The sequence below is a fragment of the Chryseobacterium aquifrigidense genome, assembly GCF_006716485.1.
Taxonomy (GTDB): Bacteria; Bacteroidota; Bacteroidia; order Flavobacteriales; family Weeksellaceae; genus Chryseobacterium; species Chryseobacterium vietnamense.
Window position 1 is genome coordinate 1748573 of the sequence record NZ_VFPD01000001.1, and the last position, 16192, is coordinate 1764764.

Here is a 16192-nt window from a genome sequence, read left to right on the forward strand (position 1 = left end):
GGAATATTATTCTAAATTCCCTCTTACTTTCCGAAAAATACTTTTACTGATAAAATCAGTATTAAAGTTCACCAAAATTCCTAATTTCAATCCTGTTAACTTTAAATAGGTTAACAACTGTTGATGATGAATATTTGCTATTTCCGTTACGGCTTTTACTTCTATAATAATTTTATCTTCAACAACTATATCGGCAACAAAACCAGAATCAATAATAATATCCCTGAATTTAACCTTCATCGGAACCTGAGTCTTCACTTTTAAACCATTATTTTCCAATTCGCAAGCCAAAACCTTCTCATAAACTTTTTCCAATAAACCTGGTCCAAGTTCATTATAAACAGAAAATATAGATTTTCTGATATAAAAACTTATCTCATTTTCTTTCATAACATTTGCATTTTGTGTTTCATAAATCTACACAAAATCTTGTTAGAAATGATCAAATTATCTCTTATAAGAAATATAATCAGCCGCTACCGGAGTTATACCGTTTTGCTTAAGCAAAGAATTGATTTGTCCTCTGTGATAGGTGGAGTGATTGACGGCATGAAAAAGCATTTCAAAAATAGTGTTTTCAAACTTTGTCGCTCTTGAATTCTGATATTCTATTCTTTTATCCAAATCAAGATTACTGATAATGTCAATACTTTTAAGAAAATTCTTATGATTAATCTCCTCCAGGGATTCGAAGGGATTGATCTGCCATACTTCAAAGGTTTCCTCTCCTAATATCCGGGCATTCCAGATCTGTTGTGCATTAAGGGTATGATTTATTAAACTGATCGTTTTATCGTCAATAAGCTCTCTGTTTTCAGAAATAACTTTAATCATCTCAGCGTTGAAATGATAGGTATATTCAAATAAATCTATCAGTTTTTCTTTCATTACTCAAACATTTCCGCCCAGCGTACCGCTTTTATTTCTTTTTCGTCATAGAGATCAGCAACAGACTTTTTAACGTCTAGTTTAGGGTATAAATTCACTCCTATCAGCTTTATTTTCCCTTCTTCGATCCACTGCTGTTCTTCAATCGCGTGATCATAGATTTTTTTCTGAATAACGCCTTGTTTCAATAGTTCAAGATATCCTCCTGCTTCTTCTATTTCAATAAATAAAGCCCATGCTTTTTCTGCAAACTGACGGGTAATATCTTCTACATAGTAACTTCCATTCGATGCATCTTCAAATACGTTGATAATACTTTCGTATGCCAGAACAATCTGTTGTTTGAAAGAGATTTCTTCCGAATTATCTGTACTTCTGTCAACAAGATAATTGTTGGAGAAAACAGCGTCTGCCCCACCGATCATTGCAGAAGCAAGTTCCAGGGTAGAACGGATAAGGTTGTTTTCGTTATCAGAAACGGCTTTATTTCGCAGCGAAGTTTCAGCAAAGATGTAAGGAACTTCATCCTGTCCATATTCTTTGGAAAGTTGGTTAAAAACGATTTTAAAAGCTCTCAGTTTAGCCATTTCAAAGAAATAACTTCCTCCTACTGCTATTCTGAAAATCAGTTTATTTAAGACCTCAGCACCATATACTTCTGCCAGTTCCTTAGCTTTTGCAAGGGCAATTCCAAGCTGTTGGTAGATAGCAGCTCCGGCATTCTGATGGAGTGAAATGTCTATACAAATATTTCTTTTAAAATCTTTTGACAGCAATTCTTTTACCAGCTGATCATCAATAGTGGCCTCTTTTTCATTAAAAACATCAATCAGTGAAAAATACTGATCTTCTTCTTTAGGGCTGATATGCCCCGCCAGATCTTTATTATTAACAAAAAGAGTTTTCTGATCCAGGTTTTCAACATTCTGATCAAGGATAAATGCAAATACTTCTTCTTCCAGACTTTCATGGTATCTCGCTACCAAATGGGTGCTTTCTTCAACTCGTGGCAGGTTGACCAAAGGTTTCTGTACCTCTGTGTAAAAAGGCTTCACCTCTACTCCTTCCAGATTCTGTTTCTCTAAAACAGGGTAAATATCCTCTGTTTTAAGCTGTTTTTTGACTAGATTTTCCCAGTTTGAAAGTATATCTGTATTTGACATTAGTTTTTTTATTTGTGAATGGTTAATGGTGATTCTGCTTTGCAAGTGAATTTTTATAAACTAAAATACATTTCACCTTAACGTCATTCTATTCAACTTTTATTACTTTTTAGCCACTTTTGTGCTGTCTACTACCAGAATGAAGATCTCTTCATTCGGTTTTTTCATAAAATAATTCTCTCTTGCGTACTTTTCTTTTTCTGACTTGTTGTTCATCAGCTTTTTATAAAAAGCATCATTTTTCTCGTATTCTTTTTTATAATAATCCAGCTGATCTTCATACTTATGAATCTCGCCATTCAGTTCATTAATAACCAGAAATGAGGTTTTATCGAAAAAAATCATCCATACCAAAAACAGACAGATCGTAATGGTATACTTGTTCAAAACATATTTCTGGATAAGTTTGAAGGTTTCAGATTTCGGCTGAATGTCTTTGATAAGGTTGTTTTCTTCCATTTTTTTAATGTTTTTTCAACGAATTTTTAATAACGGTAGTTAAAAAATCAATCGCTACGGAATTCTGTTTCATATTGGGAATGATAAGATCGGCATCATTTTTAGACGGCTCGATGAATTCCTGATGCATTGGTTTCAATGTAGTCTGATAGCGGTGTAATACTTCGCTCAGATCTCTTCCCCTTTCCTGGGTATCTCTTCTGATCCTCCTGATCAGTCTTTCGTCAGAATCTGCATGAACAAATACTTTCAAATCAAATTCTTTCAGCAATTCTTTGTTGGTCAGAACAAGAATTCCTTCTACCACCAATACGTTTTTAGGTTCTACAGTAACATGATCTCCTGTTCTGGAATGGGTAACAAAGCTATAAATCGGCTGTTCAATAGATTCATTATTTTTTAAAGCTTTTACATGTTTTATCAGTAGGTCAAAGTCTATTGATTTTGGATGGTCATAGTTAAGAGCTTCTCTTTCCGTCAGTGTAAGACCTTGGTTGTCGTGATAATAATTATCCTGAGAGAGGATATTCATTCCCTCAATATCAAGCTGCTGAAGTATCTTATCAACAACTGTAGTTTTGCCGGATCCTGTACCACCGGCAATTCCTATTACAAGCATTGTTTTTTTTGTTTCTTTATAGTTGGTACAAATATACTATTTTAGATAAAATATGGCAATGTAAGTGTGTTGAGAAATTAAAAGATTAAAGCACTTAAAGATTGAGAGATTAGCTGGAAGCCTTTCAGTTTTTGTGATGTATTGCCCTTCCTCCACTATCTCCTCCGAATTCCATAAAAAAAACCGACAATTAATTTGTCGGCTTTTTATTTTATACGATTTCGCTTGTTAATTCACGCGAAATTAATTTTTCATGCATAGGCTTCAAAACATCCATTGAGCCTGTTTTTACGGTACACTTGCCTTTATAATGAACAAGAATTGTACATTGTTCAGCCTGTTCCAGGGTATGCTTGCATATTTCGATCAGACAGTCTATTACATAATCAAAAGTATGAATATCATCGTTATGCAGTACCAGTTTATAAACTTCATCCGTATCATCTAAGACGAGAACTTCTTCTTCGTACTGACGTTTTGGATTTTCGTAATCTTTTATGCTGTTATAAAAATTCATTCTCATGCTTTTAAACTTCTCCTATTTTGTCCGCCAGATTATCAATAGCATTAGGTTCCTGATAAACCAGCTCCACCAGTTCTACACTTTTATTATTCATTTTCAGAATTTTAAAGTGATAATCTTCAAGGTCAAATTCCTGGTTTTCTTCAGGGATTTCTTCCAGCTCATAAAGAATAAATCCGGCCAGTGAGTTGTATTCGCTTTCTTCGGAAAGAGGAAGTTTTTTAGGAAGGAATTCATTAATTTCGTCCAACGGCTGCGTGGCCTGTACCCAATAGGTATTATCCGCTATTTTATCAACGATTTTTTCTTCATCATCTTCTTCATCCTGAATTTCTCCCACAAGCTCTTCCAGAATGTCTTCCAGTGTGATAATTCCTTCTGTTCCACCAAATTCATCGATAACAATGGCAATATGTTGTTTTTTAAGCTGGAAAGTCTTCAATAAGTCTGAAACTTTTTTGCTTTCCACCACGAAGAAGGCATCACGCATTAAGTCTTTAAGATCTTCATGGTCCAGATTTCCCTTTCTCTTCACAAATTCTCTTATAATTTCCTTTGTGTAGAAAATTCCGATTATATTATCAATGGAATCAATATAAACGGGAATACGGGAGTATCCGCTGTCCATAATTTTATTGATAATATCATTGATATCTTCTTCAAAGTCTATAGAAGTAATATTCTGTCTTGGAACCATGATCTGCTTGGCAGAGTGATCTGTAAAATCAAATGCATTTTTAATAATCTCATAGTTTTCTTCTTCAATTTCTCCGCTGTCTGCACTTTGTTTTACCAAAAGCTGAAGTTCTTCCGTAGAGTGAATTTCCTGCTCTGAAGCCGGGTGAATTTTAACCAGTCTAAGGAATCCGTTTGACATGGAGTTCATCAACCAGATAAACGGTTTAAAAATCGTATAGAAAACTCTCAACGGAACAGCTGTTGCCATTGTAGTTGCTTCAGACTTTCTGATCGCGATTGATTTCGGAATAAGCTCACCAAACACAATGTGCATGATGGTAATCAATACAAAACTGGTCACCACTGAAATTGTGGTAATCGTTGTTTCCGTCAAGTCTATATTAAACGAATGAAAGAGGCTTTCAACCACATGGTGCAAAGCACTTTCTCCTACCCAACCAAGGGCAAGGGATGCCAATGTAATTCCTAATTGTGTAGCCGAAAGATATTCATCAAGATGTTTGATGATATGTTCTGCCTGTTTAGCCATAGAATTTCCTTCTGCAGCCTTTAACTGAATTTGTGAGTAACGAACTTTAACAATTGAAAATTCTGCGGCTACGAAGAAGCCATTTAGTAAAACAAGAAATAAGGCCAGCAAAAGCCTGACTATGTCCGAGTCCATTTAGAGATTGTATAAATTTTATTAGCTACAAAGATATGCAAAATAAAAATAACCTGAATCCGGGATAGATTATTTCGATGAAGGAATTTTCTTCAGAAAATACAACACGATATAATACTGCTAATTTTTAATAAAAAAAAACAATTGAAACAAACTGTCCTTTTCTTATAAAAACGTGATTTTTGAACAACCCCTGACTGTTTCAGCCCTTTGTAAACAAAAAAGCACCGAAATTATCGGTGCTTTTATTTGTATAATAGAATAATTCTTTATGAATTTTTCAAAGCTTCTGCTCCGGAAACAATTTCCAGGATTTCGTTGGTAATTGCAGCCTGTCTTGCTTTGTTGTAGAAGATTACAAGATCATTCTTTAAAGCTTGAGCGTTATCTGTTGCTTTGTGCATTGCAGTCATTCTCGCTCCGTGCTCAGATGCTACTGAATCTAAGATGGCTTTGAAAACCTGAGTTTTGATAGACTTTGGAATCAGGTTATCCAGGATTTCAGCTCTGTTAGGTTCAAAGATATAATCTGTTTCAACCTGTGGCTCAGTATTTTCCGGCATTGAGATCGGAAGAAGCTGTTCTGTAGTTACTTCCTGAGTAGCAGCATTAACGAATTTGTTATAGATAACATAAACTTCGTCAAATTTACCTTCTCTGAAGCTCGTCATTACCCCTTCAGTGATATGAGCAACTGCATCAAAATTCAGATTATCATAAACAGAACTTCCATTAGTATATACCGTACGGTTTCTTCTTACAGCATCATATACTTTTTTACCTACAGGAAGAACTTCAACCTCGTACTGGGCATTGTTCTGGAACTGAAGGTTAAGCTCTTTTACGATAGAAGAGTTAAAAGCTCCCGCAAGACCTCTGTTTGAAGTAACAGCGATGAATAGTACTCTTTTAACCTCTCTTTTCTGAGCATATACAGAAATCTGATCAGGATCAGAGCTAGAATTTACATTCTGGATAAGCTCCTGTAATTTTTCAGAATAAGGTCTTAACATTACGATTGCATCCTGTGCTTTTTTAAGTTTCGCCGCGGAAACCATCTTCATAGCACGTGTAATCTGCATCGTAGATGAAATTGACGTAATTCTGCCTCGTATTTCTTTTAAGTTTGCCATTAATTTGGGTTCAAAGTTTAAGGTCTAAAGTTTAAGGCTTAAAACGCTATATTTTAAACCTTAAACATTGAATTTTTTAGTTGTATTTAGAAGCTAAATCGTTAGCTGCCTGCTTAAGAACACCTGTAATATCGTTATCGATTTTTCCAGCCTTGATAGCAGCCATTGTATCTGGGTGCTTAGATTTAAGGAACTCGATGTATTCGTATTGGAATTCTTTGATCTTGTTCAATGGAACGTTTCTCATTAAGTTTTCTGTTCCAGCGTATACGATCGCTACCTGACTTTCTACAGGAAGTGGTGCATTTACCGGCTGCTTAAGGATTTCTACGTTTCTTTCTCCTTTAGAGATCACTGCTAAAGTAGAAGCATCAAGGTCAGAACCGAATTTAGCAAACGCTTCCAATTCTTTATATTGAGCCTGGTCTAGCTTCAATGTACCAGAAACTTTTTTCATTGATTTGATCTGAGCGTTACCTCCTACCCTTGATACAGAGATACCTACGTTGATCGCAGGACGAACCCCTGAGTTGAATAGATCAGACTCCAGGAAAATCTGTCCGTCTGTAATAGAGATTACGTTTGTAGGGATATATGCAGAAACGTCACCAGCCTGAGTTTCGATAATTGGAAGGGCTGTTAATGAACCACCACCTTTTACGATTGGCTTAAGAGACTCTGGCAAATCATTCATTTGCTTAGCAATTTCGTCATCAGCGATTACTTTTGCAGCTCTTTCCAATAGTCTTGAGTGAAGGTAGAAAACGTCTCCAGGATAAGCTTCACGGCCCGGTGGTCTTCTCAATAGTAGAGAAAGCTCACGGTAAGCAACAGCTTGTTTAGATAAATCATCATAAACGATAAGTGCTGGTCTACCAGTGTCTCTGAAGAACTCACCGATAGAAGCTCCTGCCATTGCAGAATATACCTGCATTGGAACCGGATCTGATGCGTTAGCTGCAACGATTACCGTATAAGCTAAAGCTCCTTTATCAGAAAGAGTTTTAACGATTTGTGCTACAGTAGAAGCTTTCTGACCGATAGCAACATATATACAATATACTGGCTTACCAGCATCAAAGAATTCTTTTTGGTTGATGATCGTATCAATCGCAACAGTAGTTTTACCTGTTTGTCTGTCACCAATGATAAGCTCTCTCTGACCTCTTCCTACAGGGATCATCGCATCAATTGCAACGATACCAGACTGTAAAGGCTCAGTTACCGGCTGTCTGAAGATAACTCCAGGAGCCTTTCTTTCCAATGGCATTTCGTATAAATCCCCAGTAATAGGACCTTTACCATCGATTGGGTTACCAAGAGTATCTACTACTCTTCCTAACATACCTTCTCCTACTTTGATAGAAGAGATTCTGTTTGTTCTTCTTACTGTATCACCTTCTTTTACTAATTTACTTTCACCAAGTAGAGCAACCCCCACGTTGTCTTCTTCAAGGTTAAGTACAATACCTTCTACATCACTAGAAAATTTCACCAACTCTCCGTATTGTACGTTTTCTAACCCGTATACACGAGCAATACCATCACCGATGGTTAAAACTGTACCTACTTCCTCAACGTTTGATTGAGTATCGAAGTTGGCCAATTGCTGTTTTAAGATCGCAGATACTTCTGCCGGATTTATTTCTGCCATTGTATGGTTGTTTTTCTTAATTTAATTGGAAATCTTTTTTAACTTGGTTCAATTTTGTCTTCACAGACGCATCTACCTGCTGGTCACCTACTCTCAGAACATATCCTCCAAGAATTTCAGGTTTCACATTTACTTTCAGATCAAAGTTTGAATCAGCATTTACAAGATTTGTAGATCTTAAAATCTGGTCAAGATTCTCTTTTGAAAGCGGAGTTGCTGTAGTAAGCGTTACTCTCTGTACACCACTAAGGTCTTCTACTTTGTTGATAAATTCCTGAGCAATATTTTTCAATTGGTTTTCACGTCCATGCTTAATGACCAATCTGATCAGGTTTTGAGAAGAAACAGATAAACCTTTGAATATTTCGTTTGCTACTTCTATTTTCTTTTTAGAATCGATGTAAGGAGTAAGGAAAAACTTGTTTAAATCTTTAGATTCAGTCATTACCTTTACTACATCTTTCATTTCAGAAAATACAGTAGCCGTTTGCCCTGATTCGTTGGTGAAGTCAAGTAAACCTTGTGCGTATCTTTTAGCTACTTTAGATGTAAGCATTCTTAGTTAAGGTTTGATTTGTTTAAATAATTTTGAACTAATTCGTTTTGAGCTTCGCTGTTGTCTAGCTTTTGCTTCAGGATAGACTCAGCAATGTTTACAGATAAAGTACCAATTTGAGTTTTGATGTCTGCCATTGCAGCATTTTTCTCAGCGTTGATAGTCTGCTTAGCAGCTTCGATCATTTTGTCTCCTTCAGCTTTAGCAGCATCTTTAGCTTCTCCTACGATTCTGTCTTTAATTTCTCTGGCTTCTTTAAGGATAGCATCTCTTTCGATTTTAGCTTCACGAATGATTCTTTCGTTATCCTCTTTTAAAGTTTCCATTTCTTTTCTTGCTAATTTAGCTTGATTAAGAGCGTCAACAATAGATGTTTCTCTGTCGTCGATTGACTTTAAAATTGGCTTCCAAGCGAATTTACCTAACAAAAATAATAATGCTAGAAAAATAACAGACTGGATAATAAATAGTCCTGATGAAAACTGATGAATTAATTCCATTATATAATGTATAAATAATTATTACTTTTTTTTTAAAATTAACATTGCTGCAGCCAACCGCTGCAACAATGTTTTAGTTTTGTTTGGCTTATGATGCGAATAACGCAGCAAATGCAACACCTTCAACTAGTGCAGCTGCAATAAGCATAGCAGTTTGGATTTTTCCAGATTGCTCAGGCTGTCTAGCGATAGCTTCAAGAGCAGCAGCTCCGATTTTACCAAGACCGATACCTACACCTAGTACGATAAGACCTGCACCAATAATTCTAGGGATTTCCATAATATATAATTTTAAAAAATTGTTTTAATATTTGTTTAATTTCTCTTTTTAACTTTTAATTAGTGAGCAGCGTGATGTTCGTGCTCGTGCTCTTCAACTGCCATTCCGATAAATAAAGCAGATAGCATTGTGAAGATATATGCCTGTAGGAATGCTACCAAAACTTCAAGTAAATAAATTACTAATGTTAAGAATGGAAATGCTACTCCTGCGATCCAGTTTTTAAAGATATAGATAGATCCAATCAAAGTCATTACTACGATGTGACCTGCAGTCATGTTTGCAAAAAGTCGGATCATCAAAGCGAATGGCTTAGTAATAGTTCCTAATAATTCGATTGGCAACATAATGAATTTCATCGGAACCGGAACACCTGGCATCCAGAAGATATGTTTCCAGTAATCTTTGTTAGCTGAGAATGTTGTAATCAAATACGTAAGAATAGCAAGGAAGAATGTCATTGTAATATTACCTGTAACATTAATTCCAAAAGGCATCAATCCTAAAACGTTAAGAAAAAGAATAAAGAAGAATACGGTTAATAAATACCCCATAAATCTCTTATACTTATGTCCAATGTTAGGAAGAGCGATTTCATCTCTTACAAAAATCACCAAAGGTTCTAAGAATCTTGCTACTCCTGTAGGAACTGCAGACTTCTTATAAGACTTAGCCATACCAACAAACAACACAAACATGAAAACTGCCACCAAAATGATAATCAATACACTTTTTGTGATAGAAAGATCTAAAACTCTCTCTTGTGTTGGATGATGATCTTTATCCAGAGTAATAGTTCCCTTTTCGTCTGTTTTATAGATCTTCTCATGATGTAATACATAATAAGCTCCATCTACTTCAGTTGGTTCTCCATGCATAAATCCTTCTTTGTTACTCATAAAAGAATGGAATCCATTATCATAAAAAATAACAGGAAGAGGAAAACCGATATGATGACCATCTTTATCAACCATCAATGTGAAATCATGAGCATCCAACAAGTGATGATCGATGAACTCTTTGTTTTCTTTAGTTACTTTGTCTTTCTCTGAAAGCTCTTTAGCAGGAGCCTCACCAGTGGTGGCCTCACCATGCTGTGCAGACACTAAGTTTAATACAAAAATACTGTAAAATAAAACTGCGAATTTCTTAAACATTGATAGGTTTTTTTCGTTGTGCAAAAATATGATATTTTTTCTAGTTTCAATAAATAATTTTACTGTTTTTTATCATGATTAATTAACCCGATCGCGTAGTATGTAAGCAGTGCTGTCAGGACAAAATAAGGAATGATAAAATGAAATTTATAGCCAGGAATCACTTCAAAGTTCAGTTTTTTTCTGATTAAGTACATTAAACCAAATTTTAAAAGGATCAAACCAATAACAGACAATCCTAAAAATTGTGGTGCTACTCTATTAATTAAAATTACAAGCGTGATCATCATCATAAACATGACGCTTAGAAAAAGATAAAATTTGATGATCACAATTTCATCCAGGTGAAAAACAAATTTCCAAAGGGAAAAATGTACCAGGAAAGTCAGAAAGAATAAAATGACAACAAGAATATTGGGATTGATTTTCATTCTATATTTAATTGATCGCAAAAATAGACTTTTTCTATCGGATTATACTATGATTTGATATTTATCATTTTTCTTGTCTATAATAATATTACGTATATATATAATATTACGCATTCAAACACTTTGCATATGCTAAAAATTCCTTATTTTTGCAAACCTATAATTTACAATCAATATGTTTAATAGTTTACAGGATAAATTAGACAAGGCATTACACAATATTTCCGGAAGAGGAAAAATTACTGAAATCAATGTTGCGGAAACCGTAAAGGAAATCCGTAGAGCGTTGGTAGATGCCGACGTTAACTATAAAGTTGCGAAAGATCTTACAAAGAGAGTTCAGGATAAAGCATTAGGAGAAAACGTTCTTACTTCCCTTACTCCGGGACAGTTGATGACAAAAATTGTTCATGATGAATTGGTAGATCTGATGGGAGGCTCTCAGGAAGGAATTAATCTTTCAGGAAAACCTACTGTAATTCTTATTGCAGGTCTTCAGGGATCTGGTAAAACAACTTTCTCGGGAAAGCTTGCTAATTATTTACAGACAAAAAGAAATAAAAAACCTTTATTGGTAGCCTGTGACGTATACCGTCCTGCAGCAATTGACCAGCTGAAAGTATTGGGAGGACAGATTAATGTTCCTGTTTTTACTGAAGAAGGCTCTACAAACCCTTCTACGATTGCTGAAAACGCCATCAATTTTGCAAAATCAAACGGTCATGATGTTGTGATCGTGGATACGGCAGGTCGTTTGGCAATCGATGAGCAGATGATGAACGAGATTAAATCTGTTCATTACTTCATTAAACCCAATGAAACACTATTTGTTGTTGACTCAATGACAGGTCAGGATGCCGTGAATACAGCAAAAGCATTCAACGATGCTTTGAACTTTGACGGAGTTGTTTTAACCAAACTAGATGGTGATACCAGAGGTGGAGCTGCATTAACAATCCGTTCTGTTGTTGAAAAGCCAATTAAATTTATCTCTACAGGAGAAAAAATGGAAGCTTTAGATCTTTTCTACCCGGAAAGAATGGCAGACAGAATCCTGGGAATGGGAGACGTTGTTTCCTTAGTAGAAAGAGCTCAGGAGCAGTTCGATGAAGAAGAAGCTAAAAAACTTCATAAAAAAATTGCCAAAAACGAATTTGGTTTTGACGATTTCCTTAAGCAGATCAATCAGATCAAGAAGATGGGTAATATGAAGGATTTGATGGGAATGATTCCCGGAGTTGGAAAAGCAATCAAAGACGTAGAAATCAGTGATGATGCGTTTAAGCATATTGAAGCCATCATTTACTCTATGACTCCTGAAGAAAGAAGAAGACCTTCTATCATCAATACACAGAGAAAAGGCAGAATTGCCAAAGGTGCCGGTAGAAAAATCGAAGATGTGAATCAATTGATGAAACAGTTCGATCAGATGGGTAAAATGATGAAGATGATGCAGGGGCCTCAAGGGAAGCAAATGATGCAGATGATGAGCAAAATGCCAAATATGCCTGGAATGGGTGGAATGTTTGGAAAATAAAAAAGGTAAAATTATTCATAAAAAACTCTCAGAAATTCTGAGAGTTTTTATTTTATATAGATATATGTTTATTTAAACTTATACCCTACTCCTAACTGGAAAAAATTCATTTTTAGTTTTTCTCCATCTACAGGATTTTTAATCATATTGGTAAGACCAAAGCTGTAACGTGCATCCACGAATAATCCTTTGTATAGATTATAATCAGCCCCTAAAAACAAACCAAATTCTGTGGACTTCAGCCCATCATCAAAATAGTTTTCAAGATATTTTTCACCTTCGCTGATAGCGCCTGGATTCGACTGAGCTCCACTCACTTCAATTTTAGCTTTTGTATTGGTTCTGAAACTTACATACGGACCTGCATAAAGTCCCAGTTCAGGAGTTGCATAATACCTTGCAGATACAGGAATAACAATTCTGTTAAAGTGCAGTTTTTCCGTTACGGTAACTCCGGAAGCTTTTACCACTGCTTTTCCTCCCAGGTTAGCATATTCCACTTCTCCCTGTAACGCAAATTTATTGTTCAGTTTATGCTCAACCAAACCTCCGATATAAAAACCGGATTTAGACTCAAGGCTTGCTCCTATTCCGCCAAAATCGACACTGTTAGCATCAGAATTTAATGTTGATAAAGCATACCCCGCTTTTAGTCCGAATGTAGTTTGTGCATTCAACCCCGCAAATAAAGCAATGGCAGATGCTAATAAGATTTTTTTCATGATTATTAAATAGTTTTATAGTAAAGAAGCCCTAAGATAGCTATCTCAGGGCAAATATATCTATTTTATTTTGCAAATACATATTTAACTCCAAAAGTCACGGAAGTTAAACTGATACCAAATTTGTAATCATCAGCTCTTTTTGCCCCGTCAATGTCTCTTTTGTAAGTATTGTATCCGAATTCCCCAATTGTAGCTTCAATAGACCAGTTTTTAGTCACGAAATAATCCAGCCCCGGTTTGATATTCACTCCGATATTGGTATAGTTATTTTCTCTGTTCAATGCAGCTGTAAGCAAAGGATCCGCATCGTTAATATTACTGTTTGCTTTCATTTTTTCCTTGCCGAACTCCAATGGAACCTGTAACTGTCCGAAGATATATAATTTATCAGATAAAGTCCAGTATTTTCTCACGAATGGAGCTACCACAAAGGCATTATCTGTATATTTAACTTCAAATACATTACTGATGGCAGGATTGCCCAATCTGTATTTTGTGACAGCACTTTTATAACCTAAACCAAGTCCCACGGCCAGGTTATTAGTAACGAAATACCCTGCTGTAGGAAGGATTCTGATCACATCATCCTTTCTGTTAGTGTTGAATTCGTCCTTTTCACTGTGATAATATCCTACCTGACCGGAAAGATAAGAAGTTCCTTTTGCAATCTGTGCATTTGATAAACCGAAAAGTGCAACAGCACCCATCAATACGATTTTTTTCATGATTATTATATTAGTTTTGTATAGAAAAAAAGCCCTAAGATTTTCTCAGGGCTTTCTTGCTATATGCTTTGTTTATTATTTTGCAAATACATATTTAACTCCGAAAGTTACAGAAGATAAATTCAATCCGAAGTTGTAGTTGTTTGTAGCATCACCATCTTTTGGCTTGTAGTTGCTATAACCGAACTCACCGATAGTAGCTTCGATAGACCAGTTCTTGTTTAAGAAATAATCTAAACCTGGCTTAACAGTTACACCAATTTTAGTGTATTTAGCTTCAGTAGAAGTAGAAGTATAAACTGTAGAGTTTCCTACTGTAGTTTGTGAGTTAGTTTCAGTTTCAGTTTTTCCGAACTGCATTGGAACTGCCAATTGTCCGAAGAAATATAATTTGTCAGATAAAGTCCAGTATTTTCTTACGAATGGAGCAACAACAAAAGCTGGCTGCTTAGTAATGCTTTCTCCTACTGTGTTACCAAGAGTAGTAGTTAGGGTGTTTTTTTCAGTTTGGTAACCAACTCCTAATCCGATTGCTAAGTTAGTGTTTACGAAATATCCAACTGTAGGTAATACGTTGAAGTTTTCTTTTTTATCGTTACCGTTGTTAGATTCTACTTGAGAATAACCAACAGATCCTGATAAATATGTAGTTCCTTTAGCAATCTGAGCGTTTGATAAACCGAAAAGTGCAACAGCACCCGCTAATAATATTTTTTTCATTTTAAAAAATTTTAATACTTTCTGAGGGCAAATTTACAGTGGTCCCCACTAATATTAAAATTTGTTAATGTGATTAATATCATTGTTAAAATTTAATGTTTTATAAAAATAAATCCTAGTTAAGAGATGTTATTAAGTTTTTCACAATTTTATGAATAAAAAAATCACTTTTTTTCAACAAGAGCTGAATATATTTGTTTTTTTTAATTTTGCTTTTTTTTCTAAAACCCCATGAACTCTGGAAAAATGCTAAAATTAATTAACCTAAACTGTTAATTTCAAAGTTATTAACTCTTAAAATTTAAACAAATGTTTATTATTTAAGATTCTTTTTACTTTCTTAACCGTTATAGATCCACTCTACTAAAAATTTAAGATCAGGAATCCGTACAGCCTTTATATAAGTAATCAAAAAAACTCCGGCCTTCGGCCGGAGTTCTCATATGCAATTGCTTTTGTTATTTCAAGAAGAAATTAAATCCTAAGTTTACAGCTCCTACGTTCCAATTATGTTTGTACCAACCATAATCACGTCTGTTACTGATAGACTGATATCCGATATACAACTCTCCTTTGGACATCTGGTATCCAAATTTAGGCTGTGCATAGAAACCGCCATCTACCCCATCCTTTGTAGAAATACCATATCCAAGGTCTAATCCTACAAAAACAGGAGCTCCTTTAAATTTATATTTCCCGGAAACAGCTACAGGAACAAATCCGAAATCGTCAAAGTGATCTTTTCCGAAGAAATGAGAATATCCTGTGGTTACCCCAAGGTCGAAACCTTTGGCAATATTCCACATATAAGCTGCATCCACTCCTAATGTAAACGAAGATACATCACTTGCATCAGATACAGGAACACCAATATGTCCACCGATTTTAAAACCTTCCTGCGCTTGAGCAGCACCTCCTAAAAGTGCAAAAGCACCTAGTAATAATAGTTTTTTCATTTTTTTAGTAGCTTTGAATTACCTTGCAAAAGTACTAATTATTTTTATTATTAGAATAAATCATACTATAACGGGAAAAGCAGGACAAATTTTGTCCTGCATTATATTATTTGATATTAAAAAATTTAAGAATTAGTTTCCTCCGAATTTGAAACCTACACCCACCTGGGCAAAACTGTTCTTTACAGTACCTCCGCTATTGTCGTTAGATAGGTTTGATACCCCTAAGCTGTATCTTGCATCAAAGAAAAGTCCGTTTTCCAACATATATTCAACGCCTAAGAACGGAGCAAGGTTTAATGATTTGATATCTTTTTTAATATCTACATCACCGCCTTCACCTTCCACTTCCACATCAAGGAAGTCTGAACCAATTACAGACTTTTGTTTAGCCGTAAGAATGATTCCCACGTTTAGACCGGCTGCTACTGAGAAACCTTCTGTAATGAAGTATTTTGCAGAAACCGGAACCAAAAGAGTTCCAAAAGTCACTTTTGTTGATTCACCAAAATACATCCCTCCGGCATTTACTCCATCTATTTTTTCTTTAGCTCCCAGTGGTGAATATAAAACTTCCCCCTGAACAGCAAAGTTATCATTGAATTTGTACTCAGCCATCCCACCGATATAGAAGGTGTATTTCGGAGACATTTTTCTCCCCTCAAGATCATCCTGCTTATCGTCCAGTTTAATCGTAGACATTGCGAAACCGGCTTTTGGACCAAATCGAAATTCTTGTGCGTTGGCACAAATTCCCATAGCAGCGACCGCTGCAACAAGTAAAAGTTTTTTCATGTTTAATT

General features: G+C 35.4%; 20 protein-coding genes. 1 reads left to right on the forward strand and 19 read right to left on the reverse strand.

Features of this window, described 5'->3' with window-relative positions:
* Positions 1 to 6: 6 nt before the first annotated feature.
* From FB551_RS07750 to FB551_RS07815, 14 genes are all read right to left on the reverse strand, one after another.
* Positions 7 to 390 carry a GxxExxY protein gene (locus FB551_RS07750; protein WP_047429850.1) on the reverse strand — a complete coding sequence of 128 codons (384 nt, stop codon included), beginning with the start codon at positions 388 to 390 and terminating at the stop codon, positions 7 to 9.
* A 57-nt stretch (positions 391 to 447) separates the two neighbouring features.
* Positions 448 to 888 carry a DinB family protein gene (locus tag FB551_RS07755; protein WP_047429847.1) on the reverse strand — a complete coding sequence of 147 codons (441 nt, stop codon included), beginning with the start codon at positions 886 to 888 and terminating at the stop codon, positions 448 to 450.
* A complete protein-coding gene (locus FB551_RS07760; RefSeq protein WP_047429844.1) occupies positions 888 to 2051 on the reverse strand; it encodes a methylmalonyl-CoA mutase family protein in 1164 nt (387 codons plus the stop codon). The genes FB551_RS07755 and FB551_RS07760 overlap by 1 nt, the downstream gene beginning before the upstream one ends.
* Positions 2052 to 2153: 102 nt before the next feature.
* The gene (locus tag FB551_RS07765; protein WP_034697620.1) at positions 2154 to 2510 is read right to left on the reverse strand and encodes an FtsB family cell division protein; all 357 of its coding nucleotides are present in this window, start codon (positions 2508 to 2510) and stop codon (positions 2154 to 2156) included.
* A 4-nt stretch (positions 2511 to 2514) separates the two neighbouring features.
* Positions 2515 to 3129 (reverse strand): uridine kinase, encoded by a 615-nt coding sequence (udk, locus tag FB551_RS07770; protein WP_034697618.1) that lies wholly within the window; start codon positions 3127 to 3129, stop codon positions 2515 to 2517.
* A 211-nt stretch (positions 3130 to 3340) separates the two neighbouring features.
* Positions 3341 to 3646 carry an ATP-dependent Clp protease adaptor ClpS gene (locus FB551_RS07775; protein ID WP_099049883.1) on the reverse strand — a complete coding sequence of 102 codons (306 nt, stop codon included), beginning with the start codon at positions 3644 to 3646 and terminating at the stop codon, positions 3341 to 3343.
* Between the two features lie 10 nt (positions 3647 to 3656).
* Positions 3657 to 5015 carry a hemolysin family protein gene (locus tag FB551_RS07780; RefSeq protein ID WP_047429837.1) on the reverse strand — a complete coding sequence of 453 codons (1359 nt, stop codon included), beginning with the start codon at positions 5013 to 5015 and terminating at the stop codon, positions 3657 to 3659.
* A 269-nt stretch (positions 5016 to 5284) separates the two neighbouring features.
* Complete coding sequence (atpG, locus tag FB551_RS07785; protein WP_047429835.1) at positions 5285 to 6148, reverse strand: ATP synthase F1 subunit gamma; 864 nt, start codon at positions 6146 to 6148, stop codon at positions 5285 to 5287.
* Between the two features lie 76 nt (positions 6149 to 6224).
* Complete coding sequence (gene atpA, locus FB551_RS07790) at positions 6225 to 7802, reverse strand: F0F1 ATP synthase subunit alpha (RefSeq protein ID WP_047429832.1); 1578 nt, start codon at positions 7800 to 7802, stop codon at positions 6225 to 6227.
* 16 nt (positions 7803 to 7818) lie between these two features.
* Positions 7819 to 8358: an ATP synthase F1 subunit delta gene (gene atpH / locus FB551_RS07795; RefSeq protein ID WP_047429828.1), complete on the reverse strand. Its 540-nt coding sequence runs from the start codon at positions 8356 to 8358 to the stop codon at positions 7819 to 7821.
* 2 nt (positions 8359 to 8360) lie between these two features.
* The gene (locus tag FB551_RS07800) at positions 8361 to 8858 is read right to left on the reverse strand and encodes a F0F1 ATP synthase subunit B (protein ID WP_110366266.1); all 498 of its coding nucleotides are present in this window, start codon (positions 8856 to 8858) and stop codon (positions 8361 to 8363) included.
* 88 nt (positions 8859 to 8946) lie between these two features.
* Positions 8947 to 9138, reverse strand: a complete 192-nt coding sequence (gene atpE, locus FB551_RS07805; protein WP_027384648.1) for an ATP synthase F0 subunit C — start codon at positions 9136 to 9138, stop codon at positions 8947 to 8949.
* A 59-nt stretch (positions 9139 to 9197) separates the two neighbouring features.
* The gene (gene atpB, locus FB551_RS07810) at positions 9198 to 10295 is read right to left on the reverse strand and encodes a F0F1 ATP synthase subunit A (RefSeq protein WP_142016532.1); all 1098 of its coding nucleotides are present in this window, start codon (positions 10293 to 10295) and stop codon (positions 9198 to 9200) included.
* 59 nt (positions 10296 to 10354) lie between these two features.
* Positions 10355 to 10726, reverse strand: a complete 372-nt coding sequence (locus FB551_RS07815) for a hypothetical protein (protein WP_142016535.1) — start codon at positions 10724 to 10726, stop codon at positions 10355 to 10357.
* 175 nt (positions 10727 to 10901) lie between these two features.
* Between FB551_RS07815 and ffh the strand changes: the two genes are divergently transcribed.
* Positions 10902 to 12263 carry a signal recognition particle protein gene (ffh, locus tag FB551_RS07820; protein WP_034695428.1) on the forward strand — a complete coding sequence of 454 codons (1362 nt, stop codon included), beginning with the start codon at positions 10902 to 10904 and terminating at the stop codon, positions 12261 to 12263.
* A gap of 68 nt (positions 12264 to 12331) precedes the next feature.
* Here ffh and FB551_RS07825 read toward each other — a convergent pair whose 3' ends face one another.
* The 5 genes from FB551_RS07825 to FB551_RS07845 form a co-directional block, all read right to left on the reverse strand.
* A complete protein-coding gene (locus FB551_RS07825; RefSeq protein ID WP_142016539.1) occupies positions 12332 to 12985 on the reverse strand; it encodes a porin family protein in 654 nt (217 codons plus the stop codon).
* 65 nt (positions 12986 to 13050) lie between these two features.
* Positions 13051 to 13713, reverse strand: a complete 663-nt coding sequence (locus FB551_RS07830) for an outer membrane beta-barrel protein (protein ID WP_142016541.1) — start codon at positions 13711 to 13713, stop codon at positions 13051 to 13053.
* A 75-nt stretch (positions 13714 to 13788) separates the two neighbouring features.
* A complete protein-coding gene (locus tag FB551_RS07835; protein WP_047429809.1) occupies positions 13789 to 14433 on the reverse strand; it encodes an outer membrane beta-barrel protein in 645 nt (214 codons plus the stop codon).
* 458 nt (positions 14434 to 14891) lie between these two features.
* Positions 14892 to 15389, reverse strand: a complete 498-nt coding sequence (locus FB551_RS07840; RefSeq protein ID WP_047429806.1) for a hypothetical protein — start codon at positions 15387 to 15389, stop codon at positions 14892 to 14894.
* Between the two features lie 132 nt (positions 15390 to 15521).
* Positions 15522 to 16184, reverse strand: coding sequence for a porin family protein (locus FB551_RS07845; protein WP_047429803.1), 663 nt, complete (start codon positions 16182 to 16184; stop codon positions 15522 to 15524).
* Between the last annotated feature and the right edge of the window lie 8 nt (positions 16185 to 16192).